25 protein-coding genes and 2 pseudogenes are annotated in these 26390 nt (G+C 60.5%); 20 read left to right on the top strand and 7 right to left on the bottom strand.

What is annotated here, in order from left to right; genetic code table 11:
• Positions 1-3 precede the first annotated feature (3 nt).
• Both ACYZT9_RS18815 and ACYZT9_RS18810 read left to right on the top strand, forming a co-directional pair.
• A pseudogene (locus tag ACYZT9_RS18815) lies at positions 4-111 on the top strand (GntR family transcriptional regulator); the annotation flags it as partial.
• A 15-nt stretch (positions 112-126) separates the two neighbouring features.
• Positions 127-978, top strand: a complete 852-nt coding sequence (locus ACYZT9_RS18810; RefSeq protein ID WP_462006872.1) for an urea carboxylase-associated family protein — start codon at positions 127-129, stop codon at positions 976-978.
• A gap of 153 nt (positions 979-1131) precedes the next feature.
• Here ACYZT9_RS18810 and ACYZT9_RS18805 read toward each other — a convergent pair whose 3' ends face one another.
• Complete coding sequence (locus tag ACYZT9_RS18805) at positions 1132-1299, bottom strand: DUF2897 family protein (protein WP_462006871.1); 168 nt, start codon at positions 1297-1299, stop codon at positions 1132-1134.
• 124 nt (positions 1300-1423) lie between these two features.
• Positions 1424-2788 (bottom strand): ethanolamine permease, encoded by a 1365-nt coding sequence (gene eat / locus ACYZT9_RS18800; protein WP_462006870.1) that lies wholly within the window; start codon positions 2786-2788, stop codon positions 1424-1426.
• A gap of 403 nt (positions 2789-3191) precedes the next feature.
• Here eat and kdpF point away from each other — a divergent pair, with 403 nt between their 5' ends.
• From kdpF to ACYZT9_RS18770, 6 genes are all read left to right on the top strand, one after another.
• Positions 3192-3281, top strand: coding sequence for a K(+)-transporting ATPase subunit F (gene kdpF, locus ACYZT9_RS18795; protein ID WP_007899818.1), 90 nt, complete (start codon positions 3192-3194; stop codon positions 3279-3281).
• A gap of 8 nt (positions 3282-3289) precedes the next feature.
• Positions 3290-4984: a potassium-transporting ATPase subunit KdpA gene (kdpA, locus tag ACYZT9_RS18790; RefSeq protein WP_462006869.1), complete on the top strand. Its 1695-nt coding sequence runs from the start codon at positions 3290-3292 to the stop codon at positions 4982-4984.
• A 10-nt stretch (positions 4985-4994) separates the two neighbouring features.
• Positions 4995-7052, top strand: a complete 2058-nt coding sequence (gene kdpB / locus ACYZT9_RS18785) for a potassium-transporting ATPase subunit KdpB (RefSeq protein WP_462006868.1) — start codon at positions 4995-4997, stop codon at positions 7050-7052.
• Positions 7053-7205: 153 nt separating this feature from the next.
• Complete coding sequence (gene kdpC, locus ACYZT9_RS18780; protein ID WP_462006867.1) at positions 7206-7751, top strand: potassium-transporting ATPase subunit KdpC; 546 nt, start codon at positions 7206-7208, stop codon at positions 7749-7751.
• A gap of 145 nt (positions 7752-7896) precedes the next feature.
• Entirely contained in the window at positions 7897-10548 is a 2652-nt protein-coding gene (locus tag ACYZT9_RS18775) for a DUF4118 domain-containing protein (RefSeq protein WP_462006866.1), read from the top strand.
• A 62-nt stretch (positions 10549-10610) separates the two neighbouring features.
• A complete protein-coding gene (locus ACYZT9_RS18770) occupies positions 10611-11309 on the top strand; it encodes a response regulator (RefSeq protein ID WP_462010254.1) in 699 nt (232 codons plus the stop codon).
• A 58-nt stretch (positions 11310-11367) separates the two neighbouring features.
• On the opposite strand, the gene ACYZT9_RS18765 is transcribed toward ACYZT9_RS18770, so the two are convergent.
• Entirely contained in the window at positions 11368-12414 is a 1047-nt protein-coding gene (locus ACYZT9_RS18765; RefSeq protein ID WP_462006865.1) for a patatin-like phospholipase family protein, read from the bottom strand.
• Between the two features lie 222 nt (positions 12415-12636).
• Here ACYZT9_RS18765 and ACYZT9_RS18760 point away from each other — a divergent pair, with 222 nt between their 5' ends.
• The 3 genes from ACYZT9_RS18760 (at position 12637) to ACYZT9_RS18750 (ending at position 14786) form a co-directional block, all read left to right on the top strand.
• Positions 12637-12915: a hypothetical protein gene (locus tag ACYZT9_RS18760; protein ID WP_462006864.1), complete on the top strand. Its 279-nt coding sequence runs from the start codon at positions 12637-12639 to the stop codon at positions 12913-12915.
• Positions 12916-12958: 43 nt separating this feature from the next.
• Positions 12959-13726 carry a CHAD domain-containing protein gene (locus tag ACYZT9_RS18755; RefSeq protein WP_462006863.1) on the top strand — a complete coding sequence of 256 codons (768 nt, stop codon included), beginning with the start codon at positions 12959-12961 and terminating at the stop codon, positions 13724-13726.
• 262 nt (positions 13727-13988) lie between these two features.
• The gene (locus tag ACYZT9_RS18750; protein WP_462006862.1) at positions 13989-14786 is read left to right on the top strand and encodes an acyl-CoA thioesterase; all 798 of its coding nucleotides are present in this window, start codon (positions 13989-13991) and stop codon (positions 14784-14786) included.
• Here ACYZT9_RS18750 and ACYZT9_RS18745 read toward each other — a convergent pair.
• Positions 14787-15154 (bottom strand): annotated as a pseudogene (locus tag ACYZT9_RS18745) (terminase).
• A gap of 226 nt (positions 15155-15380) precedes the next feature.
• Positions 15381-16862 carry a methyl-accepting chemotaxis protein gene (locus ACYZT9_RS18740; RefSeq protein WP_462006861.1) on the bottom strand — a complete coding sequence of 494 codons (1482 nt, stop codon included), beginning with the start codon at positions 16860-16862 and terminating at the stop codon, positions 15381-15383.
• Between the two features lie 180 nt (positions 16863-17042).
• Here ACYZT9_RS18740 and ACYZT9_RS18735 point away from each other — a divergent pair, with 180 nt between their 5' ends.
• The 8 genes from ACYZT9_RS18735 (at position 17043) to ACYZT9_RS18700 (ending at position 23618) form a co-directional block, all read left to right on the top strand.
• Complete coding sequence (locus ACYZT9_RS18735; protein WP_462006860.1) at positions 17043-17573, top strand: hypothetical protein; 531 nt, start codon at positions 17043-17045, stop codon at positions 17571-17573.
• 67 nt (positions 17574-17640) lie between these two features.
• The gene (locus tag ACYZT9_RS18730; RefSeq protein ID WP_262169451.1) at positions 17641-17832 is read left to right on the top strand and encodes a PLDc N-terminal domain-containing protein; all 192 of its coding nucleotides are present in this window, start codon (positions 17641-17643) and stop codon (positions 17830-17832) included.
• Positions 17833-18105: 273 nt separating this feature from the next.
• Positions 18106-18981 (top strand): polyamine aminopropyltransferase, encoded by an 876-nt coding sequence (gene speE / locus ACYZT9_RS18725; RefSeq protein WP_462006859.1) that lies wholly within the window; start codon positions 18106-18108, stop codon positions 18979-18981.
• A gap of 156 nt (positions 18982-19137) precedes the next feature.
• Positions 19138-19371, top strand: coding sequence for a hypothetical protein (locus ACYZT9_RS18720; RefSeq protein WP_462006858.1), 234 nt, complete (start codon positions 19138-19140; stop codon positions 19369-19371).
• 217 nt (positions 19372-19588) lie between these two features.
• The gene (locus ACYZT9_RS18715) at positions 19589-19930 is read left to right on the top strand and encodes a ribonuclease E inhibitor RraB (protein ID WP_017337348.1); all 342 of its coding nucleotides are present in this window, start codon (positions 19589-19591) and stop codon (positions 19928-19930) included.
• A gap of 509 nt (positions 19931-20439) precedes the next feature.
• Positions 20440-21849, top strand: coding sequence for a circularly permuted type 2 ATP-grasp protein (locus ACYZT9_RS18710; protein ID WP_462006857.1), 1410 nt, complete (start codon positions 20440-20442; stop codon positions 21847-21849).
• A 12-nt stretch (positions 21850-21861) separates the two neighbouring features.
• Positions 21862-22812, top strand: a complete 951-nt coding sequence (locus tag ACYZT9_RS18705) for an alpha-E domain-containing protein (RefSeq protein ID WP_095945245.1) — start codon at positions 21862-21864, stop codon at positions 22810-22812.
• Positions 22809-23618 (top strand): transglutaminase family protein, encoded by an 810-nt coding sequence (locus ACYZT9_RS18700; RefSeq protein ID WP_462006856.1) that lies wholly within the window; start codon positions 22809-22811, stop codon positions 23616-23618. The genes ACYZT9_RS18705 and ACYZT9_RS18700 overlap by 4 nt, the downstream gene beginning before the upstream one ends.
• Before the next feature lie 119 nt (positions 23619-23737).
• Here ACYZT9_RS18700 and ACYZT9_RS18695 read toward each other — a convergent pair whose 3' ends face one another.
• A complete protein-coding gene (locus ACYZT9_RS18695; protein ID WP_462006855.1) occupies positions 23738-24556 on the bottom strand; it encodes a c-type cytochrome in 819 nt (272 codons plus the stop codon).
• A 109-nt stretch (positions 24557-24665) separates the two neighbouring features.
• On the bottom strand, positions 24666-24878 hold the full coding sequence (locus tag ACYZT9_RS18690; RefSeq protein ID WP_462010300.1) for a hypothetical protein: 213 nt from the start codon (positions 24876-24878) through the stop codon (positions 24666-24668).
• Positions 24879-25146: 268 nt separating this feature from the next.
• On the opposite strand from ACYZT9_RS18690, the gene ACYZT9_RS18685 reads away from it, so the two are divergent.
• Entirely contained in the window at positions 25147-26352 is a 1206-nt protein-coding gene (locus ACYZT9_RS18685; protein ID WP_462006854.1) for an acetyl-CoA C-acetyltransferase, read from the top strand.
• The last annotated feature ends 38 nt before the right edge of the window (positions 26353-26390 follow it).

The raw sequence follows: 26390 nt of genomic DNA, 5'->3' as shown, positions 1-26390 counted from the left end.
TGGCAGATCCATGAATTGCTCGCCGAAGGCGACAAGCACGCCATGAGGCATTATCTCGACGACTCCGAACTGCTCCTGTTACAAATGCTTGCCCAAAACGCGCATCACTGATCGAGGGTTCGTGCCATGTACAAAGACTATCCGGCGGCTTATCAAGTCAGCAAAGGCTCGGCCTTGCAGGTGGACAAAGCCTTTTACGAACGGATCCGCGACAACAAGGACAGTCGCACGCTGATTGAACAGTTCGAAGTGCCGATCCGCACCGGTCGCGCCTGGAAAGTCCCGGCCGGGCATGTGTTCAGGGTCACGACGCCTGTTGGCCCGCAAGTAGGCGATTTCAACGTCTGGAATGCCAACGATCCGCGTGAACGCTTGTGGGCGGCACGAACCCGGCAGTTGCAGGGCGCGCACGTCAGCACCCATGACCGGCTCTGGTCGAACCTGCCTTTTTTGCGCCCGCTGGTGACGATCACCGATGACAGCCTGGCCGGCTACGGCATCGACGAACATGGCGGTCGCCTGCACGATCTGCTCGGCACTCGCTGCGATCCCTATGTGAACAAAATGCTCACCGGCGAAGACTTCCATCATCACTGCCACTCGAACCTGACACGCGCCGTATTGCCGCATGGCCTGACCGAATTCGACGTGCATGACGTGCTGAACATTTTCCAGTGCACGGGCCTCAACCACGACGACATGTACTTCATGAAAGCCTGTCCGGCGCAGAAGGGCGATTACCTGGAGTTCTTTGCCGAGATTGATTTGTTGTGTGCGCTGTCGACCTGTCCGGGCGGCGATCTGTCGCTGGCCATGTGGGGGCCGGATGCGCAGGACCCGCTCAGCGTCTGTCGTCCGTTGGGGGTGGAGATTTACACGTTGGAGGAGTCGTTGCTTGAAGGCTGGAGCCAGCCGGAGCGCGCGGCGTACAAAGGGCTGCATGGCTTGCACATTGCCAAGGCCGAATGGGAAAAATAAACCAAGTCACTTGTAGGAGCGAGCTTGCTCGCGATGGACTAAAGAGCGCCGCTTTTAGCCAGTAAACACGCGTTATCGTTAACGTCCATCGCGAGCAAGCTCGCTCCTACAGGCTGAAAAACCAACCCCGCTCATAAAAGCGGGGTTTTTGATCTAGCGGTCCTGCGCATCCTTGGCATCCGCTTCCGCGTTGCGTTCCGCGATGCGCTTACGTTGCTCATCGGTCAGTTCGACCTTGTGGGCGGTGTCTCGCAGCATCATCAAACCGCCAACGATCGAGCCGATGGCAACAACCAGAATCAACCAGGCATACCAGGGCATAGGGCTCTCCTTGAGGGCAGGCCGGCTGACGAATTTCGCCGACCGATCGTGCATACCACTTTGAGCGATTAATTTTCGCAGTGGTTCCATTCTATGCCTTATACGACCGTCGCACTGCGACTGTTTAAAGCCCGGTCAGCATCGCATCCGCCGGCGCATCCGCACGCAATTGCGCGGTCAGCATGAAGTACACGAAACCCGCCGCCATGAAACCGAGGAAGATCAACCCGATCAGCGTGTTGAACCAGGCCATCGCCACCAGGCACACCACCGCCAGAAACAGCGCGATCCCCGGTACGATCGGGTAACACGGCGCGCGGAAAGTGCGCTCCAGGTTGGGTTCGGTTTTACGCAGCTTGAACAGGCTGAGCATGCTCATGATGTACATCACGATTGCGCCGAACACCGCCATGGTGATCATCGCCGCTGTCAGCGTCATGCCGCCGAGGTTGATCAAACCGTCGCTGTAGATCGCCGCGATGCCGATCATGCCACCGGCAATGATCGCCCGGTGTGGCGTCTGGAAGCGCGAGAGTTTGGCCAGCGACGCCGGCAGGTAACCGGCACGGGCGAGGGCGAAGAACTGCCGCGAGTAACCGAGGATGATTCCGTGGAAACTCGCCACCAGGCCGAACAGGCCGATCCACACCAGCATGTGCAACCAGCCGGAACTTTCGCCGACCACGGTTTTCATCGCTTGTGGCAGGGGATCGTTGATGTTCGACAGAGTGCGCCAGTCGCCGACGCCGCCAGCAAAGAACATCACGCCCATGGCCAATAGCACCAGGGTCAGAATGCCGCTGATGTACGCCTTGGGGATCGTGCGTTTCGGGTCCTTGGCTTCTTCGGCCGCCATGGCGGCGCCTTCGATGGCCAAAAAGAACCAGATGGCAAACGGAATCGCCGCAAACATCCCGGCAATCGCGGGTGCACCGAACACATCGGAACCGGCCCAGCCGTTGAGGGCGAAGCTACTGAAGCTGAACGCCGGGGCGACCACACCCATGAACACCAGCAACTCAGCGACCGCGAGAACACAAACAACCAGTTCGAAGGTCGCGGCGAGTTTCACGCCGAGGATGTTCAGGCCCATAAACACAATGTAGGCGCCCACCGCCGCGTGCTTCGGATCCAGTGCCGGGAATTGCACGTTGAGATACGCGCCAATCGCCAAGGCAATGGCCGGAGGAGCGAAGACGAATTCGATCAGCGTCGCCAGCCCGGCGATCAACCCGCCTCTCTCGCCAAAGGCGCGTCGGCTGTAAGCAAAGGGACCGCCCGCGTGGGGAATCGCGGTGGTCAGTTCGGTGAAACTGAAGATGAAGCAGGTGTACATCGTGGCGACCATGAAGGAGGTCACCAAAAATCCAAGTGTCCCGGCCACGCCCCAGCCGTAACTCCAGCCGAAATATTCACCGGAAATCACCAGCCCGACCGCGATGCCCCACAGGTGCAGTGTGCCGAGCGTGGGTTTGAGTTGTGTATTCATGCGTTTTGCTCCCTGAACGGTTGGAAAGCTCGGGGAGGGCGTGTGCAGTGGGCGTGCCAGTGTTGTGATGGTCGTCGTAAAAGGCGAAAAGACGTCGTATCGGGGATGTTCGGCGCTGGATGTACAGATTTCGTGCCTCAGTTGGGGGCGTTGGTGCCTGTCATGCCGCCTTCGCGAGCAAGCCCGCACCCACAGGTTTTTGCATTGCTTGAGCAAACGCATTCCCCTGTGGGAGCGGGCTTGCCCGCGAAGAGGCCCGCCCGGACACCGCTGAAACACCTGTATAAACCCACTCTTTACACATTCTTTATCCTCCGCCACACCCCTCGATCTCGTTCCTTTACAGCCTTCCTTCCGACAATGACTCCACACGCGGCAATACGCCGTAACACGGAGAACTTCCATGAGCGTTCTTGACGGGGTGTCACTGCTGTTGGCAGTGGGGCTGTTCATTTATCTGTTGGTTGCGCTGTTGCGCGCGGACCGGAACTAGGAGCGGCTATGCACAGTTATGACTATTGGCTGATCCTGGCCTTCTTCGCCGTGGTGCTGATCCCCGCACCGTTTCTCGGGCGGTTCTACTACAAGGTCATGGAAGGTCAGCGCACGTGGCTGACACCGATCCTCGGACCGGTGGAGCGTGGCTGTTATCGGGTGGCCGGTGTGGATCCGCAGGTCGAACAGAGCTGGCAGAAATACACCCTGGCCTTGCTCGCCTTCAACCTTGCCGGTTTCCTGCTGTTGTTCGTGATCCTGTTGTTCCAGGACCATCTGCCGCTGAATCCGCAAAACCTGCCGGGTCAGGAGTGGACGCTGGCATTCAACACCGCCATCAGTTTCATGACCAACACCAACTGGCAGGCCTACAGCGGTGAAGCCTCGCTGAGCTACCTGAGCCAGATGGCCGGCCTCACCGTGCAAAACTTTGTCAGCGCCGCCACTGGCCTCGCTGTGCTGGTTGCGCTGTGTCGCGGCATCGGTCGCAAATCGACCAAAACCCTGGGCAACTTCTGGGTCGACATGACACGCGCCACCCTCTACGGCCTGCTGCCGCTGTGCTTGCTGCTGGCGCTGTATCTGGTCTGGCAGGGTGTGCCGCAAACCTTCGCGCAGTACGTGAATGCGGTGACGATGCAAGGCGTCGATCAGGTGATCCCGCTCGGCCCGGCCGCCAGCCAGATTGCGATCAAGCAATTGGGCACCAACGGTGGCGGTTTCTTCGGCGTCAACTCGGCGCACCCGTTCGAGAACCCGACCGCTTGGGCAAACCTGTTCGAGATGGCCTCGATCATCCTGATCCCGGTCGCGCTGGTGTTCACCTTCGGCCACTACGTCAAAGACCTGCGTCAGAGCCGCGCGATCATCGCGTGCATGCTGGCGCTGTTCTTGATTGGCGGCGCGACCTCGCTGTGGGCTGAATACCAACCGAATCCGACCCTGAACAACGTCGCCGTCGAACAGACCGCGCCGCTGGAAGGCAAGGAAGCGCGCTTCGGTACCACGGCCACGGTGTTGTGGTCGGTGACCACGACAGCCGCGTCCAACGGTTCGGTCAACGGCATGCATGACAGCCTCAACCCACTGACCGGCATGGTTGCAATGGTCAATATGATGGTCGGCGAAGTGATCTTCGGCGGCGTCGGCGCCGGGCTCTACGGCATGTTGCTCAACGTGCTGATCGCGGTGTTCCTCGCTGGCCTGATGATCGGCCGCACGCCGGAATACCTCGGCAAGAAACTGCAAGCCAAGGAAGTGCAATTGCTGGTGGTGACCTTGCTGGTGATGCCGGTCGGCGTGCTGGTGCTCGGTGCGATTGCCGCGAGCCTGCCAGTCCCGGTGGCCTCGGTGAGTAACCCCGGCGCCCATGGTTTCAGCCAATTGCTCTACAACTACACCTCGGCCAGCGCCAACAACGGTTCTGCATTCGGTGGCTTCACCTCCAATACGGCGTTCCACAACCTGATGCTCGGTCTTGGCATGTTGATCGGTCGCTTCGGTTACATCCTTCCGGTATTGGCCCTGGCCGGCAGCCTGGCGATGAAGAAAACCGCGCCGATTGGCCAGAACAGCTTCCCGACCCACGGTCCGCTGTTCGTGACCTTGCTGACCGTGACCATTTTGCTGGTGGGCGGCCTGACCTTCCTGCCGACATTAGCGCTGGGTCCGATTGCTGAACATTTGAGCTTGGGCTTCTGAGGACTAATTGATGAATATGCCCGCAACCAAACCGGTCGCCGTGAAAGCGCCGGAACAACCGAAAACCGCAATGTCGGCCCTGTGGCGCCCGGCGCTGGTGCAAGCCTTCGTCAAGCTCGACCCACGGCAATTGCAGCGTGCACCGGTGATGCTGGTGGTCGAACTGACCGCCGTACTGACCACCGTGCTGTGCTTCATTCCCGACAACGCCGTGCCGACGTTCGTCGCCGTGCAAATCGCGCTGTGGCTGTGGTTCACCGTGCTCTTCGCCAACTTCGCCGAAGCCTTGGCCGAAGGTCGCGGCAAGGCCCGCGCCGACAGCCTCAAGGCCGGTAGCGAAGGCTTGAGCGCGCGCCGCAAAACCGGCAACGGCGCCTTTCAAGTGGTGCCGGCCACCAGCCTGCGCAAGGGCGATGTGGTGCGCGTCGAAGCCGGGGAAATGATCCCTGGTGACGGCGAGGTGATCGAAGGTATCGCGGCGGTCAACGAGGCGGCGATCACCGGTGAATCCGCACCGGTGATCCGCGAATCCGGCGGCGACCGTTCCGCTGTCACCGGTAACACCCGCCTGGTCTCCGACTGGCTGCTGGTGCGCATTACCGCTGATCCCGGTGAGTCGACACTGGACCGCATGATCGCGCTGGTCGAAGGCGCTAAACGCCAGAAAACCCCGAACGAAGTCGCGCTCGACATCCTGCTGATCGGCCTGACGCTGATCTTCCTGCTGGTGGTCGTGACCCTGCAACCGTTCGCCCACTTCGCCAACGGCAGCCTGCCGCTGGTGTTCCTGGTAGCGTTATTGGTCACACTGATTCCGACCACCATCGGCGGTTTGCTCTCGGCTATCGGTATCGCCGGTATGGACCGTCTGGTGCGCCTGAACGTGATCGCCAAATCCGGCCGTGCCGTGGAAGCGGCGGGGGACGTGCATGTCCTGTTGCTGGACAAGACCGGTACCATCACTTTCGGTAACCGTCGCTGCACCGCGGTATACGCCACGCCAGGTGTGACCGCCAAGGAGCTGGCCGAGGGCGCGTTGTTCGCCTCGCTGGCCGATGAGACGGCAGAAGGCAAGTCCATCGTCGAGTACCTGCGGGGCCTGCATCCACAGTCTGAGCCGAGTACCGAACTGTTGACCGTCGTACCGTTCAGTGCTGAAACCCGCTTGTCCGGTGTCGACTATCAAGGTCGCGTCTATCGCAAGGGCGCGGTGGATTCGTTGCTGGCGTTCGTCGGCCTGAAACGCGCTGACCTCGCACCCGCTCTGTCCCGGGAAATCGACAAAATCGCCCAGAGCGGCGGCACACCCTTGCTGGTCTGCGCCGACGGTAAATTACTCGGTGCGATTCACCTCAAGGACGTGGTCAAGCCCGGCATCCGCGAACGTTTCGCCGAGCTGCGCAAACTGGGGATTCGCACCGTCATGGTGACCGGCGACAACCCGCTGACCGCGGCGGCGATTGCAGCTGAAGCGGGCGTCGACGATGTACTGGCCGAAGCCACGCCGGAGAAAAAACTGGCGCGTATTCGCCACGAGCAGAACGACGGTCGTCTGGTCGCGATGTGCGGCGACGGTGCCAACGATGCCCCGGCCCTGGCCCAGGCAGACGTCGGTATGGCGATGAACGACGGCACCCAGGCAGCGCGCGAGGCGGCGAACATGGTCGACCTCGACAGCGATCCGACCAAGTTGCTGGACGTGGTGCAGATCGGCAAGGAATTGCTGGTGACCCGCGGTGCGCTGACGACCTTTTCCATCGCCAACGACGTGGCCAAATACTTCGCGATCCTGCCAGCGCTGTTCGCCTCGATCTACCCGCAACTGGGTGTGCTCAACGTGATGCAGCTGAGCAGTCCGCAAAGCGCGATTCTGTCGGCGATCGTGTTCAACGCCTTGATCATTGTGGTGCTGATTCCACTGGCCTTGCGCGGCGTGCGGGTGCAGGCGGCGAGTGCAGCGGCGTTGCTGAGACGCAATCTGCTGATCTATGGCTTGGGCGGGATTCTGGTGCCGTTCGTGGGCATCAAGGCGATCGACATGCTGCTTACGGCGTTGCATTTGGTTTGACCTGTGCGGTGTGCCTGACACACCGCCATCGCGAGCAAGCTCGCTCCCACAGGGAATGTGGTGCTTTTGTGGGAGCGGGCTTGCTCGCGATGGGATCGCCACTGTGAATATGACTGAACACTGTATTGGTTATCCGAATTCGAGGATTTTGAAATGTCCACAATGATACGCCCCGCCCTGAGCCTGCTGGTGCTGATGACCCTGATCACCGGCGTCGCTTACCCTCTGGTCGTCACCGGTGTTGCCCAGGTCGCGTTCCCGGATCAGGCCAACGGCAGCCTCGTGCGCGACGCTGACGGCAAGGTCCGTGGCTCGTCGCTGATTGCCCAGGATTTCGTCGGTGACGCCTGGTTCCATTCACGGCCGTCCGCCGGTGCTTTCGCCACGGTGTCGAGCGGCGCCAGCAACCTGGCGCCGAGCAACCCGGCGCTGGCCACCCGGGTGATCGACGATGCCAATAAACTGCTGGTGCCAGGGCAAGGTCCGGTGCCGTTGGCGCTGGTGACTACTTCTGGCAGCGGCCTCGATCCACACTTGCCACCGGCCGCAATTGCCTATCAACTGGCGCGTGTTGCGGCGGCGCGCAATCTGCCGGTGTCTACGCTCCAGCAATTGATGAATGCGCACATCGAGCAGCCGCTGGTGGGACCGCCGGTGGTAAATGTGTTGGCGCTGAATATTGCGCTGGAAAACCTGTAAATCGGTGGCGCGGCCATTCGCGAGCAAGTCGAATCGTGGCACCGCCGCTCCCACAGGAGACTGTATTCCAATGTGGGAGCGGGCTTGCTCGCGAAGGCGGCATAACAATCACCACATCAACACCTGAATAAAGAGATCCCCAAGCATGAGCGACTCCGGCCGCGCCGACGCGCTGTTAGCAGACCTGCCCCGCGACGGCCGTGGCCGGCTCAAGGTTTTCCTCGGCGCCGCACCCGGTGTCGGCAAGACCTACGCCATGCTGCAAGCCGCTCACACCCAACTGCGTCAGGGCGTAAAGGTCATGGCCGGCGTGGTCGAAACCCACGGCCGCGCCGAAACCGAAGCGCTGCTCGGCGGATTGCCGCAGCTGCCGCTGGTGCGCTCGGAATACCGTGGCGTGATGCTCGAAGAAATGGACCTCGACGGCTTGCTCGCCGCCAAACCGAAACTGGTGCTGGTGGACGAACTGGCCCACACCAATGCCCCCGGCAGTCGTCACGCCAAACGCTGGCAAGACATCCAGGAATTGCTCGCCGCCGGCATCGACGTGTTCACCACCGTCAACGTTCAGCACCTGGAAAGTCTCAACGATCAGGTGCGCGGCATCACCGGCGTGCAGGTCCGTGAAACCCTGCCGGACTGGGTGTTGCAGGAAGCCTATGAACTGCTGTTGATTGACCTGCCGCCGCGGGAATTGCTTGAGCGCTTGCGCGACGGCAAGGTCTACGTACCGGAGCAGGCGCGGGCGGCCATCGATGCGTACTTCTCCCAGACCAATCTCACCGCACTGCGTGAGCTGGCGATGCAAACGGCGGCGGCCCAGGTCGATAACGATCTGGCCCAGGGTTATCGCCAGCTCGGTCAGGCGGCACCGGCGGTACGGGGTCGCTTGCTGGTCGGTGTCGATGGCGATGCGCAGGCCGAACGTCTGGTGCGTCACGCCAGCCGCGTTGCCCAGCGTCGGCATCTGCCGTGGAGTCTGGTGCACGTGGACAACGGCAGCGTACGCGACGAGCAATCGCGTCTGCGCCTGCAAAGTGCCCAGCAACTGGCTGAGCGACTGGGCGGTGAAGTGGTGTTGCTGCGCGCTGGCGAAGTGGCGAAAACCCTGATTCAGCATGCCGCCGAACGCCGCGCCAGTCTGGTGCTGGTGGGCCAGTCCCGGCAGCGTTTGCGTCGTCGACTTTTCGGTGGCGGCCTGGCGTCACGCTTGCTGCGTGATGCGCGCGGGCTGGAAATCAACGTCCTCGACAGCGATCACGAACAGCATCAGCCGCGCCAGCGTTCGGAGCAGGCGCTGGTGTGGTTCGACTACGCGCTGGCCGTTGTCGCTACGATTTTGGCCAGTGCGCTGGCCTGGGCCGTGGCGAGTGTTTTGCCGCTGCCGAACATCTCGCTGGTGTTCCTCGCCGCTGTGTTGCTGGTGGCGGTGCGCAGCAGTCTCGGCCCCGCGCTGGCCTGCGCGGGGCTGTCGTTTCTGACCTATGACTTTCTGTTCATCCCGCCGACCTTCTCCTTCCGCATCCAGCGCGAAGAAGACGTCCTGACCTTGCTGTTCTTCCTGCTGATGGCGGCGCTGACCGGCAACCTCGCGGCGCGCCAGCGCCGGCAATTGCAGGCGCTGCGCGATACTCAGGAGGAGACGTCAGAACTGCTCGACCTGTCGCGCAAACTCACGGCTGCCACCGACCGTCAGGCCGTAGTCAGCGCCGCCGCGCAGCACCTCAACGGCTGGAGCGACTTGAAATTGTGCCTGCTCAATCGCGACGGCCAGGCCGGCTGGAAAGTCGAAACCGGTGGTCCGCTGGAGTTTACCGAAGCCGAACGCGCTGCCGCCGACTGGGCCTGGCAACACGATCAACCGGCGGGCGCGGGCACCGGCACGCTGCCGTTCGGGCGTTGGTGGTGGTGGCCGCTGTCCCTGGAAGACGGGCCGCTGGCGCTGCTCGGCGTCTCTGCCAAGGAGGGTCAGACCTTGAGCGGCCAGCGTCGGCGGTTGTTGACCGCGCTGAGTCAGCCGCTGGCCCAGGCCCTGGCTCGCGCGCAACTGGCCGAAGACCTGGAAGCGGCGCGGCTGCACGGGGAAACCGAGCAACTGCGCAGTGCCTTGCTGGCTTCGGTGTCCCACGATTTGCGCACGCCGCTGACCTCCATGCGCGGCAGCATCGACAGCCTCTTGGCCCTCGGCGAGGCCATCCCGCTGGAGGATCGCCGCGAACTGCTCGAAGGCACGCGCGACGAGGCCGAGCGCCTTGATCGCTACATTCAAAACTTGCTGGATATGACCCGCCTCGGCCACGGCGCCCTGAAGCTGGCGCGGGACTGGGTGTCGCCCGCTGACATTGTCGGCAGTTCGCTCAATCGCCTGCGCGCGGTGCTGGGGCCGTTGCAGGTCAGCACCGATGTGCCAGCGCAGTTACCGCTGCTCTTCGTCCACGCCGCGCTGATTGAACAGGCGCTGGTCAATGTGCTGGAAAATGCCGCGCGTTTTTCACCCGCTCACGGGCTTCTGCAATTGCGAGCCGGAGTCGAAGACAACGAGCTGTTTTTCTCGGTGAGCGATGAAGGGCCGGGGATTCCCATCGATGAGCGGGCGAAGATTTTCGACATGTTCTACACCGCCGCGCGTGGTGATCGTGGCGGGCAGGGCACCGGGCTGGGGCTGGCGATCTGTCAGGGCATGGTCGGTGCACATGGCGGGCGGATCAGCGTCGGCGACGGTATCGAAGGGCGTGGCACCTGCATCACCCTTCACCTGCCATTGCAGGAACAACCTGAAGTTGAAAATGAGAGTTGAAAATGAGCGTTGACAGTGAAGCCTGATACCCTTTGGATCTCTCCATGCCGCGATCAGAAAACATGAGCCAGACCGCGACCATTTTGGTCATCGACGACGAACCGCAGATCCGCAAATTCCTGCGCATCAGCCTCGCTTCCCAGGGCTACAAAGTGCTGGAGGCTGGCACCGGAACCGAGGGGCTGGCGCAAGCCGCGCTGAACAAACCCGATCTGCTGGTGCTCGACCTCGGTCTGCCGGACATGGACGGCCAGCAAGTGCTGCGCGAGTTTCGTGAATGGTCGACGGTGCCGGTGTTGGTGCTGTCGGTGCGCGCCGCCGAAGGGCAGAAGGTCGAAGCGCTGGATGGCGGTGCGAATGACTACGTGACCAAGCCGTTCGGTATCCAGGAATTTCTGGCGAGGGTGCGTGCCTTGTTGCGTCAGGCGCCGGTGGGCGAGGCGCAGCAAGCGGCGTTGACGTTTGGTCCGTTGACCGTTGACCTGGCCTATCGCCGGGTGCTGCTCGACGGCGTCGAAGTGGCGTTGACCCGCAAGGAATACGCGGTGCTGGCGCAACTGGCGCGACATCCTGGGCGCGTGATCACCCAGCAGCAATTGCTCAAGGACATCTGGGGCCCGACCCATACCGAAGACAGTCATTACTTGCGGATTGTGGTGGGACATTTGCGGCAGAAGCTGGCGGATGACCCGACGCAGCCGCGGTTTATCGTGACCGAGGCGGGGGTTGGGTATCGGCTTTTGAGTGAGGGTGGTCTTTAGTATTGTTTTGTCTGATCTGGCCCTTTCGCGAGCAAGCCCTCGCATTCACTCAAGAACTTCAGGAATCGCGCTCGCGCTCGCTTTCGTATCTATCCAGCGTATCCCGCGCAATCTCGCGCCCTAGCGCGATCAACTCCGGCGCCTTGTAAAATTCGAAAAACCGGCACACCCGCTTTGGCACGTTGATCAGGATATCCGGTGGATAACCGGCAATCTTGTACTGTGCCAACGACGTCTGCATCACCTCGAAACTCTGGTTGATCAAATCCAGCAAGGATGCCGGCCCCACGTTGTCGATGATGAACGAACCCGTGGCCGACTTCGGGGCGCCATCGCGTTCCGGTGCGGCCGCCGGTTGCTGGGCTTCGGGTTCGGCGGATTCGATCCAGGGGTTGATCTCGGCCGCTTCTGCAATCAGTGCTTCCTTTTCCAGCAGCAGCAATTTTTCCGCTGGTTTGCGGCGGAATGGCAACTTCGAGCCTACCGAATTGATCAGGCTGTCGAACCGGGACTTGAACGCGGCCGGCCGCTGGATTACCGGCAGTTGATAGTGGCGCTGGTTAGTGGAGTTCAGGTTGACCGCGATGATCAGGTCGCAATGGCTCGACACCACCGGCACGATCGGCAACGGGTTGAGGATACCGCCGTCCACCAGCATGCGATTGCCCTGCATCACCGGGGTGAACAGGCTCGGAATGGCCGCCGAGGCGCGCATCGCCTGGTGCAGGCAACCTTCCTGAAACCAGATTTCCTGCTGGTTGGTCAAGTCAGTGGCCACCGCCGTGTAGGGGATGCGCAGGTCTTCGATATTGATCTCGCCGACGATCTTGCGGATCTGCCCGAACACCTTCTCCCCGCGAATCGCGCCCAGTCGAAAACTGACGTCCACCAGACGCAATACGTCCAGGTAATCCAGACTCTCGATCCAGTTGCGGTATTCATCCAGCTTGCCGGCGGCATAAATCCCGCCGACCACGGCGCCCATCGAACAACCGGCGATGCAGGCGATGTCGTAGCCACGCCGCTCAATCTCTTCAATAACACCGATATGGGCATAGCCCCGGGCTCCACCGGAACCCAGCACCAGTGCGACACGCTTTTTCATGAATCGCCCTCGTCTGACAAGGGTCAACAATGCACCCATCGAGGGGCACGCTTCAATCGCTAAGGTCGCTCGACGGGTAAACGCGTCGTTTTTTCGACACTCCAGGGGCGGCAGATGGTTATTCTCGCGAGCGCTATAGTTTGCGCAGCGACGCCAAGGCACTTTTTACGCGCCGGACCGTCCTACCTGCACGACTGTTGACCTATATTTGAGGTGTGAGTGATGAAAGTCTGGATTTGTGTACCTTTGATTGCGCTGGCGCTCGCCGGTTGTGCCGGCAAGACGGCTTACCGTGATAGCTGCGGTAGTTCAATCGATGCGGCGTGGCGTGAGCTGGACCTGGCCAAGGCTGAAGGTTTTGCTGGCAATGTCAGTTACTCCAAGGCGTTGTCGTTGCTGACCGGTGCCAAGACCCAGCAGCAATTCGAAGCGTTCGAAGGCTGCACCAAAAAAGCCGAGAAGGCGCGCTTCTATATTCGTGAGTCACGCGCCGGCCGTTGAGGCATGATTCGAAATATCAGAAATTCAATTCAGGGATAAAACGATGTCTGCCTTGGTTGATCGGTTGGTGGCCCATGTCCTGGGCCTGGAAGTCCGTTTGTTGGCCTGTCAGGCACGTTTGAATGCCCGCACCGACCCGGAAGCGTTGCACGATCTGCGCACCACGGTTCGCCGTTTGCGCAGTCTGTTGCGGCCGTTGCGCGGTTTGCCCGGGGTCGAACAGCTGGAAGTGGCGGCGTCCCGGGTTGGCGACCTGACCACACCGTTGCGCGATCGCGAAGTGCTGGCGGTCTATTTGCTCGAACACGATCAACCCGAGGCGGCGCAACGACGCATGACGCAGATGGCCGAGGCCTATCCGGCGGTCGCGGCAAGTTCCGAGCTGGCGCAGTTGATGATGATTTTCGACGCCTTTCCGCGTTTTCTGCGGGCGTCCGAGCGTCAGGGGTTGCTCAAGGGATTGCGAAAACTCATCAAAAAACGCTTGGCCAGGCAATGGAAGAAACTCGACCAGGCCTTGCACGATCCTGCCCATGATCGCCATCGACTGCGCTTGTTGATCAAGCGTGTGCGTTACGGCATCGAGGCCTACCCCGAACTGGACCGTTTGCCGAAACCGGCCCTGCCGAGGCTCAAATCGGCTCAGGCTGCCTTGGGTGATTGGCACGACAGTTGGCAATGGCTGGCCCGGGCTGAAGAGGAAGCCGATTTGCAACCGTGTGTGGCCGCCTGGAAAACCACCATGGCCCAGGCCGAAGTCAACGCCGACCGTGTCCTCGACAAACTCAGTGCCACCTGTTTCAAATCCTGAAACCACCAATACGGGCTTGGTTAACTATTTGGTGGGCGACACAAAACCCTGTGGGAGCGAGCTTGCTCGCGATGAGGCCATTACATTCAACATTGACGTTGGATGTATGGCCGCTATCGCGAGCAAGCTCGCTCCCACACTGGTTAGTGTTGAGCAGAGCCAAGTGCGGCCCTTCTGTCAGTGATTTTGGCCAGAATAAGCGCTGTGCCATCCTCGCTGGCTGTTTAACATCCCTTCATCTTTTTCTGCCCTTGAGGTGTTCATGCGTTTTTCCGATCTGCTCGACGCCGTCCGCAGCCAGCCGTTGGAGCTGTCTATTCCGGCCGAATGGGCGCAGGGGCGTGCCAGCTTCGGCGGCCTGGTCGCGGCTTTGCAATACGAAGTCATGCGCGCACGGGTGCCGGCGGATCGCCCCGTGCGCTCGCTGGCGATCACCTTTGTCGGGCCGGTAGAACCCGAGGTGCCGGTCAGCTTTGAAGTCGATGTCCTGCGCGAAGGCAAGGCGGTCAGCCAGGTGTTGGGCCGGGCGATGCAGAAGGGGCAAGTAGTAACACTGGTCCAGGGCAGCTTCGGCGCCTCGCGACCTTCCGAAGTGGCCGTGTCGGCTACACCTGCTCCCGAAATGAAGCACTGGGATGACTGCGAGGAATTGCCCTACATCAAAGGCGTGACCCCGGAATTCATGCGCCATATGGCGATGCGCTGGAGCGTTGGCGGCCTGCCATTCACCGGCAACAAATCCCGCGACATGGGCGGTTGGGTGCGCTTGCGGGGGGATGTGAAGGAAGAGGCGGTCACTGAGTCGCATATTCTGGCGCTGGTGGATGCATGGCCACCGGCGTTGTTGCCGCACTTGAAGAAAGTCGCAATGGGCAGCACGCTGACCTGGACCATTGAATTCGTCCAGCCGTTACTCGAACTGAGCACCCTGGATTGGTGCAAATACCTGGTTGAAATCGAGCATGCCGCTGACGGCTACGGTCACGCGGCTGCGAAACTGTGGAGCGCAGACGGTAAGCTCATTGCTATAAGCCGTCAGACCGTGACGATTTTCGCCTGATCAGTGACGACGGTGGTGCTCCCGCCAGGCGCGCCACCAGCCGCCGCTGAGGAAAAAAACCGCGGAAAGGTCAGGAACTGCTCGACCAACAGACGCGACATCGCATCTTTGCGATCACTGAACGGTTCTGGGGCTCACGCCTCCAGTTTGTGACCGTGGCGTTGCAGGCCCAATGCCGCAAGCAGGCCAATGGTGCCAATCGCGAAGTTCGCAAAGCTCAGGCTGAACACCCCGCAGACCAGCAGCAGAAACGCCACGATGAACAGCGGCACCGCAATCATGTGCGGCACCTGATTCGCCGGGTGCTGGTGGTTGTCCGGGTACGCGCGCCATCGCCAGGCGGGAAGGTTGGGGTGACGTTTGCCCATGGTGCTGATCCTCGATCCATGTTGAACACATGATTGAAGAATAGGCGCGGCACTGGCGGGCGGCGAATCGAGGTTGGCTATCGGAGTGATAGGTGTCATGGGCAAATTTGATGTTGACTGAGCGGATGCTATCGCTGGCAAGCCAGCTCCCACAGGATTCATGTCATTCACAACATTTGGGCACGACGCATAACCTGTGGGAGCGGGCTTGCTCGCGAAGAGGGCCTCAAAGTTTCAACTGTCCAATGGCCTTGCTCAACTCCCCAGCCAACGCCGCCAACTCCTGACTGGTCGTCGCCGAACTCACCGTTTGCTGCACGGTGTTCTCGGTCACATCGCGAATGCTCACCACCGCCCGGTTCATCTCTTCCGCCACTTGGCTCTGCTGCTCGGCCGCCACCGCGATCTGCGTGTTGCTTTCGCGCATCTGCGCTACGGCACTGGTGATTTCCACCAACGCGGCACCGGCCTCTTGCGCCTGTTGCACGCAATCGTCGGCCTTGAACGAGCTTTCCTGCATGAAATCCACTGCATCCCGGGTTCCGGCCTGCAACGCCGAGACCATCAGGGTGATCTCGTCGGTGGAGGTTTGCACGCGTTTGGCCAGGTTGCGCACTTCATCGGCGACCACCGCAAAGCCACGGCCCATTTCCCCGGCACGGGCTGCTTCGATGGCGGCGTTCAGCGCCAGCAGATTGGTTTGTTCAGCGATGCTGTGGATCACATTGACCACGCCGTTAATCTTCTGACTGTCCTCGGCCAGACGCTGGATCATCTCGGCCGTCTGTTGTACGCCTGTGGACAACCCGGCAATCGACTTCTGCACGCGGCTGACCACTTCCTGACCGCTGCCGGCCAAGGTGTCGGCGGTTTGCGAGAGGTCACGGGTGGCACCGGCGTGCTGGGCGATGTGATGGACGGTCGCGGTCATTTCGTTGATCGCCGTGGCGGCCTGGTCGGTTTCGCTCTGCTGGCCAAGCATGCCGTGACGCACCTCGTTCATGCTCGATGCCAGGCGCGCTGCGCCGACATCCAGTTGCCGGGCGGTGCTGGCGACGGTGTTGACCACCCGTTGATAACCGGCCTGCATGGCGTTGAACGCGCCGGCCATCTGCCCGACTTCGTCAGTGCAGGCCAGCGGCACGCGGGCGGACAGGTCGCCGGTTTTTTCGACGTGAAGCATCACGTCTTTCAAGGTGTTGAGCTGGCTGAGCAGGAAACGGATCAACAATTGCGACGCTCCGAGCATCGCCAGCATCAGGATGAACACCGCCACCGCGTAGTTGGCGAAACGCTCACCAAACACCTGGCTCAGGCTTGGGCCGTAAGCGACCACCGCCACCTGCTGACCACCCGTGCGCGTGAACACTTCAGCGCCCATCAGCGGGTTGTCGCCGAACAGCGGCATCGATTGGATCTCGACCCAGCCGTTGGCATCCGCCAGGTCCGGCACAGGTTGCTCGTGCAGCAACGGCGCTTGCCCGCGACTGAACGTCAGCAGGTTATCGGCTTTGGGCAGCGCTTGCCCGGCAGGCCAGGCACTGAGCAATCGTGCCTGCGCTTGAGCGGACGCCTGAGACGCATGACTGCGGGCCTGTTGTTCGAGTTGTACGGCGTACAACACCAACAACAGGGTGGTGACGAAGGCGACAGCGTTGACCGCCCAGAATTTATATTTCAGCGAAATGTTGCTAAGCCAGGCACCCATGGAGGTCTTCTCTGATAGCGGAAACAGCATTGGCAAGGTGCCAGCATTGTGCCGCTGCCGGAGGCGCCGGATCTTGATGTGCGTCAACATTCCCGATCGGGGTTCCCGCGCAGGAATTGCGGGGCGTAATACGCTATCCTTCGCGCCTTCAAAATTCCCTCGCTACAGGATTCCGCCCCCATGAAAGCCGCACTCGTCGAACTCATCAGCAAAATCAGCTCCGGGTGCATGAGCGAAGATGAAATCGTCAAAGTCGCTGACGAAGCGGCCCAGGCCTTCGCCGATCCAGAGACTTTTCTGACGGCCAATCCGGACATCAACTACGACGACTCCTTCCCGATTCCGTTGGGCGAGTGGGTCGTCGTCGGCAGCCTGCCGGAAACCGTGCTGTTCCAGGCCGACACCTACATGGACCTGTTCGCACAGATTGTCGCGTCGTTCGGCCCGGGCGTGGATTTCAACATCAAGCCCAAGCAACTGGCCAAGACCGAAGCGTTGACCGCGCTCAATCGCATTCAGGTGCAGATGGGCAGCATGAACAAGGAAAACGGCGGTTACACGCTGATGAACTTCAGCCAGTTGCTCGACGACGAACTGCAAGTGGTGCTGGTTTACGGCAACGACGTGCCGCGTGTGCTCGAGTTGTGCGCCGAAGTCGGCATTGCGGCGGCACCGTCCCTGGAAGCGTTGAAAGTGGCCATCCACGTTTGAGGGAATAAAACGGAACCCTAAGGGCCGGCTATCCTAAGAATGCACACCATTCTTAGGGAGCGACACCATGGGTTCCACGTTCAACGGCCTGATTGGCCTGATCATTCTTGCCCTGGACATCTGGGCAATCATCAACGTGCTGAAAAGTGGCGCCACCACCGGGATGAAAATCGTCTGGGTCCTGCTGATCCTGTTGCTGCCGGTGCTGGGCCTGATCATCTGGGCCATCGCCGGGCCTCGAGGCAACGTCCGGATCTGACGGGTTTACCGCAGCTCCCTCTGTAAACGCTGATTCTCTGGGAGCGGGCTTGCTCGCGAAGGCGGAGTGTCAGGCAACATTGAAGGCGACTGATATGCCGCCTTCGCGAGCAAGCCCGCTCCCACAAGAGATTGCGTCGGCCATCAACTGACGTTCGACCTGTCATCTTCCGCGACGTAGAATGCGCGCCTTTCCCGGGCAATCGAACAGATCGATTGGCCATCATGGGCGGGTAACCGTCCGTTGCCACCCGCATTCATCGGAGCACTTCCCATGAGCAACACCCCCACCAGCGAATACCTGGAAACCCTTTACGAAGGCTACGGCCAGCGTTTTCGCATGGAGAAACTGCTGCACGAAGTGCGCACCGAACACCAGCACCTGGTGATTTTCGAAAATCCGCGCATGGGTCGTGTCATGGCGCTGGACGGCGTGATCCAGACCACCGAAGCCGACGAATTCATCTACCACGAAATGCTCACCCACGTGCCGATCCTGGCGCACGGTAGCGCCAAACGTGTGTTGATCATCGGTGGCGGCGACGGCGGCATGCTGCGTGAAGTGGCCAAGCATCGCAGCGTCGAGCACATCACCATGGTCGAGATTGACGGCACCGTGGTCGACATGTGCAAGGAATTCCTGCCGAACCACTCCAAGGGCGCGTTCGATGATCCACGCCTGAACCTGGTGATCGATGACGGCATGCGCTTCGTCGCCACCACCACCGAAAAATTCGACGTGATCATCTCCGACTCCACCGACCCGATCGGTCCGGGCGAAGTGTTGTTCTCGGAAAACTTCTACCAGGCCTGCCGTCGCTGCCTGAACGAGGGCGGTATCCTGGTGACCCAGAACGGCACGCCGTTCATGCAGATCGACGAAGTCAAAACCACTGCCGGGCGCCTACGCAGCCTGTTCCCGGACTGGCACTTCTATCAGGCGGCCGTACCGACCTACATCGGCGGCTCGATGACATTTGCCTGGGGCGCGACCAATACCGCCTATCGCAAACTGTCCCGCGAAACCCTGCAGCAGCGATTCGCCGGCAGCGGCATCATCACCCGCTACTATAATCCGGAGATACACATTGGCGCGTTTGCCTTGCCGCAATACGTTCTGCAAGCCGTGAACAAGCCAAGTAACGACTGAAGTCCACGCACTGCCCCGTGTGGGAGCGAGCAAGCCCGCTCCCACAAGGTTCTGTGTTTTTTCATGTCTGTGCGTCGTTATCCGTTTGAACGATCAATAAGGGCAAAAGTCCAGATAGATGTAAGCCCATTTGCGGGTTTGTTCGAGGAGGCACTGATGCAAAAGTGGAAAATCACTTTCGTGGATGATCACGGCGAAACAGTCGACGAAATCTTTGAGTGCGACGAGTGTCCGGACAACGAACACGCGGCCAAACTGCTTAAAGAGCGGCTTTTCCCCGTCGCCGCCGAACTGGATCTGAACGATCTGGAAGGGCGGACCACTGATGCGAGCGTCAAAAATCTCAAGTCCCAGAACAGCATACAAATCCTCGGCATCACCCCCGTCTGAATACCTCGTGTCACTCTCGTGAAACAACCAGGCCTTGGCAGCGCCTCTCACTTGTGGGTACTCTGCAAGCGAGATCAGCGAATGGATCGCTAAGGTCTGGTCTTGTCAGCTACATGCTTGTTTCCCACCGGCAATTGAATTGCCGCATAGCTCGCACCATTCGGTCGCGGGCGTCGGGAGTACGGAAAGTCTATCCATCAGTTCAGGAGGACGTTTCATGAGCACAGCCTATCAAGAAGACATCAGCAGCTCGGTGCTGCGCCGCATGAAAGAAGGCGGTTTCGACTTTTCACGATTCCATCCGATCGAGTTTTACGCCATTTTCCCGGACGAGGAGCGGGCACGCAGAGCAGCAGGGCACTATTCTGGCGAATCCATGAATGCACAAATCAGTGTGCGCGACGACGGGGCCTGGGCGCTGGAACTGAGCAAAGTAATGTCCGCCACCTACGACGGCATCGGCGACTTTGAGCAGGACTTCGAGGCGGTGGTCGAGCCTTTGGGCGGCATCATCGAAGGATGGGGCGTCAAACAGGAGGTACGAGGGCTACTCGCATAACACTATGAACAGCGACAACATCCACTAACGGCTGACCTTCGGGTTGGCCGTTTTTGCTTGCGCAGATGAGAAATGCGCATCCCCTGTAGGAGCGAGCTTGCTCGCGATGGTCGTTATCGATAACGCGGGCTGTCTGGAAGAACCCTTTGTCCAGACGTTTTTCGCGAGCAAGCTCGCTCCTACGGAGGGGCAGGCCATTGACCACAAATTCGGAAACATAAAAAAAGCCGCCTGATGAGGCGGCTAAATGGGAAGTTTGGTGAGCATTTTCAGCGAATGCGCGGATTATCCGCATCCACTGTCGGGCAGTGAAATTAACTCTGGCTATGCTGGTGATAGGCGAAAGCATTGCTTCGCAATGAAGCGGGGGCGATCAGGTTGGGGGATTTACCGCACAGGAATGGTGCGGTACAGCCGGGACGAATATCCAACCGATTGATATCAAAGCGTTTATGCCGATGGCACGGGCCTTGCGAAGGCTTGGAAGTCCGGGTGACAAGGAGTACGGCATGATCCGCACCTATTTTGATGAGATGTACGATGCCGGCGGCCAGGTCCGCCCGCATTATCGGGAGTTTGCCCGTTGGCTGGCGGAGACGCCTGACGAACTGCTGGCCCAGCGGCGACGCGAGGCCGATCTGTTGTTTCATCGCGCCGGGATTACCTTCACGCTCTACGGGGACGAGCAGGGGACAGAGCGCCTGATTCCCTTCGACACCATTCCACGCAGCATCCCCGCCAGCGAATGGCGGATCGTCGAACGCGGCTGCATCCAGCGGGTCAAGGCGTTGAATATGTTCCTCGCCGACCTCTATCACGAGCAGCGCATCATCAAGGCCGGCATCATCCCGGCCGAACAAGTGCTGGCCAACGAGCAGTACCAGTTGGCGATGCAAGGTCTGGATCTGCACCGGGATATCTATTCCCACATCTCCGGTGTCGATCTGGTGCGCGATGGCGACGGCACGTACTACGTGCTCGAAGACAACCTTCGTACACCCAGCGGCGTGAGCTACATGCTCGAAGACCGCAAGATGATGATGCGCCTGTTCCCTGAACTGTTCTCGGCCCAGCGCATCGCGCCGATCGATCACTATCCCAACCTGTTGCTCGACACCCTGAAAAGCTCCAGCCCGATCGATAACCCAAGCGTGGTGGTGCTGACGCCAGGCCGTTTCAACAGCGCGTTTTTCGAGCATGCGTTTCTCGCTCGGGAAATGGGCGTCGAACTGGTTGAAGGCGCGGATCTGTTCGTGCGTGACGACAAGGTGTTCATGCGCACCACGGGCGGACCGAAAGCGGTCGACGTGATCTACCGTCGCCTCGACGATGCGTTCCTCGATCCGCTGGCGTTCAATCCGGACTCGATGCTCGGCGTTCCGGGGCTGCTGTCGTCCTACCGCTCGGGCAACGTGGTGCTGGCGAATGCCATTGGCACCGGGGTGGCGGACGACAAGTCGGTGTATCCGTTTGTCACGGACATGATCCGTTTCTACCTCGATGAAGAACCGATTCTGAAGAACGTTCCGACGTTCCAGTGTCGTAATCCTTCCGAGCTTTCCCACGTACTGGCCCATCTTCCGGATCTGGTGGTCAAGGAAACCCAGGGCTCCGGCGGTTATGGAATGCTGGTGGGGCCGGCGGCGACAGCGGCGGAAATCGAGTCGTTCCGCGCCCGCATCAAGGCCAAGCCCCACGCGTACATCGCGCAACCGACGTTGTCCCTGTCGACCTGTCCGACCTTTGTCGAAAACGGCATCGCTCCACGCCACATCGACCTGCGTCCGTTTGTATTGTCTGGCCGCGAAACCCGGGTCGTGCCCGGCGGTTTGACCCGTGTCGCCCTGCGTGAAGGCTCTCTGGTGGTGAACTCCTCACAGGGCGGCGGAACCAAGGACACCTGGGTGGTCGAGGATTAAAGGAAGCCTGCCATGTTAAGTAGAACTGCCTCGGATTTGTATTGGATGTCGCGTTACCTGGAGCGGGCGGAAAACCTCGCGCGGATGCTCGACATCAGTTATTCGCTGTCGTTGATGCCACAGGATGGTCGCGGTGACGGTCTGCATGAACTTGCGATGCCCTTGTTGATCACCGGCACCCTGGACGACTACCTGGAACGCCACGGCGAGTTGCATGCCGAACGGTTGCTGCATTTTTTCGCTCTCGACGCGGCCAACCCGGCGAGCATCTACAGTTGCCTCGGCGCCGCACGGGCCAGCGCCCATGCGGTGCGTGGACGCATCACCGCTGACATGTGGGAGAACATCAACGCCACCTGGCTGGAAATTCGCGGGATCGCCGAGCAGGGCTTGAGTCGCTACGGCATGAGCCGTTTCTGCGAGTGGATCAAGGAACGTTCCCACCTGTTTCGTGGCGCGTCCTACGGCACCATCATGCGAAACGACGCGTTTCGTTTCATTCGACTGGGCACGTTTATCGAAAGGGCCGACAACACCTTGCGCTTGCTCGACGCCCGTTACGAAATGGCCGGCGATCAGGCTGAAGCGGTCAGCGACGGCACGGCCCACGCCTATTACCAGTGGAGTGCGTTGTTAAGGGCGTTGTCGTCGTTCGAGGCCTACACCGAAATCTACCGTGACGCTCCCGGTGCCCGGCATGTGGCCGAGTTGCTGCTGTTGCGTGCTGATGTGCCACGTTCGCTACGGGCTTGCACCGAAGAAATCGACCAGATCCTCGCCCAGTTGCCGGGTGCCAACGGCCGCCCCGCTCAACGCCTTGCGGCGGAAATGGACGCGCGCCTGCGCTACACCGGTATCACCGAAATTCTCGACGAAGGCCTGCACGCCTGGCTGACCGAGTTCATCCCGCTGGTGCGCCAGTTGGGCAACGCCATTCACAGTTCCTACCTGGAGGCTGCATGAGACTTTCCATTAGTCACGAAACCACCTATCACTATGAGGATCAGGTGCGGGCGAGCATCCAGTATTTGCGACTGACCCCACACGACAGCGAGCGTCAGCACGTGCTCAGCTGGCAACTCGACCTGCCGCGCCCGGTGCGCGCGCAACTCGACCCGTTCGGCAACATCCTGCATGTGCTGACCATGGACGAACCGCACGAAGCGATCATCATTGGCGCCCGTGGCCAGGTCGACATTGACGACCTTCGCGAAGCCGAGCACGAGAGTCAGTCGGCGCTGCCGTTTTTGCGTTTCACGCGTCTCACCGAAGCCGACGAAGCCTTGCGCGCGTTCGCCGAGAAGGAATGCAAAAAACGCCGGGACCGCACGGCGCTGATCGATTTGATGCACGGCCTTAACCAGCACATGACCTACACGCCGGGCTCTACCGAAGTGGACACCAGTGCGGCCCAGGCTTTCGCCGGGCGATCCGGCGTGTGCCAGGACCACACTCACGCGTTCCTTGCCTGCGCCCGCAGCCTGGGCATTCCGTCGCGTTATGTGTCGGGCTATTTGTACAGCGAGAACTGCGAGCACCTGGCCAGTCACGCGTGGGCGGAAGCCTGGCTGGATGACGCGTGGTACAGCTTTGACGTGACCAATGAACTGGCGCGGCCGGAGCGTCATTTGAAGCTGGCGGTGGGTCTGGATTACCTGGATGCCTGTCCGGTGCGCGGGATGCGTCGCGGCGGCGGGTGTGAGCAGATGCATGCGAAGGTGTTTGTGTCGCCGACGCCGATGCCGGTTATCTCCGTTCAGCAGCAATAGGCGAGAACAGCGCAGGCCTCCTGTGGGAGCGAGCTTGCTCGCGATAGCGTCGTTTCAGTCAGCACTTCTGTTACTGACACACCGCTATCGCGAGCAAGCTCGCTCCCACAGGGATGCGATCAGGGTTTAACCTTCCGCCCCACCATATGCTTCAAATACCCCACCAACCGCTCCAGATCGCCGTCGGGTAACACTTGCGCAGAAAACCCCGGCATCTTCGCCTGCGGCCACTGCCGCAAACTCTGCGGATCACGGATATAACGTTTCAGGAAATCCGCCCCAAAATACTCGGTCGGATTAAACGGAATATTCAGATCCGGCCCGAACTGCGCATCCCCGGCACCATTGAGTCGATGACACGCCAGGCAGTTCTTCTGAAACAGCGCAAACCCTCGGTTCACCGGATCGTCCGCCTTTAACGCCGGATCAGGCAACAGGGCAGGGAAGCGCTCGGCCACAGGGGCCAGACGCTTGATGCTCGCCACTTCGAACGGCCATTGTTCAGGGCTGATGTTGCCAGCCTGCGGATCAGTCCAGACCAGGTAAAACGGCCCCGCACTCCGCTTATCTGCCGATAGCGCTGGCCACGGTTTGGCCGGGTCTTCAATCGCCAGCCAGGCCCGCGCACCATTGGCATTGAGCAACGGCGCAGCCGCCAGTTCAGCGGCAAAACCGTCCAGCGCCACGGCTTGCAGGTGATCGTCAGGCTTGATGCCGGTCAACAACGCCGCCAAGGGCACGGCGCGATAGCTCATGTCCCGTTTATAGGAAACGTCGTTGGCAATCGTGATGGTCTGCAGCTGAGGATGCTTGAGCAATTCCTCGGTCTGCCAGGTGCGACTGTTGGCGCCCAGCTCCAGGTTCAGCTGTGCGGCATAAAGGGGCGAGCCGAACAGCAAGGCCCCGAATAAAATGAGCGTTTTCAAAGAGCCGTCCATGTCGTGGAAGTGCCACAAAGGTTGGCACACCCACGCTGGCCCGGGTAGCGAGCCAGCCACATTTTTGATGAGGCGTTAATAAACCTTGCGCCGTATCTTTAATAAAGACTCAGCCGATCACCTTGGTCAGGTTCGGCAAAATCAACAACAGGGTTGTGGCGAAAAGAATGAGCCCGGCTTGACGTACTTTCGAATGTTTGAACATGGCTTGACCGCCTTTTTTGTTATTTCCTGATGCCTGCCTGCATTTCTCCATGACGGCAGGCGTTGCACTCCCTGTAGCACGAGCGCCTCGGCAAAACCCGACGACAACTTCGTACATGTTCACCTTAGGGCCCGCGTCACTCGTGGCTTAGATCCCTTTCGTATGGAGTACATACATATCGCTTTAAAAAAGCATGAGGCCTATTGCCAGCTTCTTCGCCGCCCTTTTGCTAGACAGCTCGGTGTCCTGAAACGGTTCATCCGGTAGCCCACTACCGTCCGTCTGAGCGTGTCCGTCAATGTCCGTGAGCATTGCGGTCATTGAATCGGCGGTGGCTCGGCATAAGGTGAGGGTCCGGTATTTCACCGTCAGGTTCGAGGACGACATGACCCAAGCTTTGATTTTCGACGCGTTACGCACGCCCCGTGGCAAAGGCAAGTCCGATGGCGCCTTGCACAGCGTCAAACCTGTGAACCTGGTGGCCGGGCTGCTCAAGGCGCTGCAGCAGCGCACTTCGCTCGACACCAGTCAGGTCGATGACGTGGTGCTGGGCTGCGTGACGCCGGTCGGTGATCAAGGCGCCGACATCGCCAAAACCGCGACACAAGTGGCCGATTGGGACGTCAGCGTGGCGGGTGTGCAGATCAATCGATTCTGCGCATCAGGGCTGGAGGCGGTGAACCTCGGGGCGATGAAAGTGCGTTCCGGCTTCGAAGAACTGGTAGTGGTCGGGGGCGTCGAATCAATGTCCCGAGTGCCGATGGGCAGCGACGGCGGCTCCTGGGCGCTGGACCCGGAAACCAATCTGCACAGCCATTTCACCCCGCAAGGCGTGGGCGCCGACCTGATCGCCACCCTTGAAGGTTTCAGCCGTCTCGACGTCGATGCGTACGCGCTGCACTCCCAGCAGAAAGCCGCGCGGGCGCGGGCCGATGGTTCGTTCAGCAAATCGCTGGTGCCTGTGCAGGATCAGAACGGCATCATCCTGCTCGATCACGATGAATTCATCCGCGCCGATTCCACCCTGGAAGGCTTGGGCAAACTCAAGCCGAGCTTCGAGATAATGGGGCAAATGGGCTTCGACGCCACGGCGCTGCGGGTCTACAGCCATGTGGAGCGAATCAATCATGTGCACACACCGGGCAACAGCTCCGGGATCGTTGATGGCGCAGCGCTTATGTTGATCGGCTCCGAGGCGAAGGGTCGAGCGCTGGGCTTGCAGCCACGGGCGCGCATCGTTGCCACGGCGGTCACCAGCACCGACCCGACCATCATGCTCACGGGCCCGGCGCCGGCCACGCGCAAGGCGCTGGCCAAGGCCGGGTTGCGGAATGAAGACATCGACCTGTTCGAGGTCAACGAGGCGTTTGCCTCTGTCGTGCTGAAATTCATCAAGGACATGGCCATCGACCCGGACAGGGTCAACGTCAACGGCGGCTCCATCGCCATGGGTCACCCGCTCGGCGCGACAGGCTGCGCAATCCTCGGCACGCTGCTCGATGAACTGGAAACCCGGCGCCTGCGCTATGGCCTCGCGACCCTGTGTGTCGGCGGCGGCATGGGCATTGCCACCATCATCGAACGCCTCTGAACCCCGATTTCCAGGAAACTGATTCTAAGGAAAAGAGC

This window comes from Pseudomonas sp. ZT5P21 (genome assembly GCF_054897785.1).
Note: the sequence above shows the minus strand (reverse complement) of the source record. Positions and strands in the feature narration are given on the sequence as shown.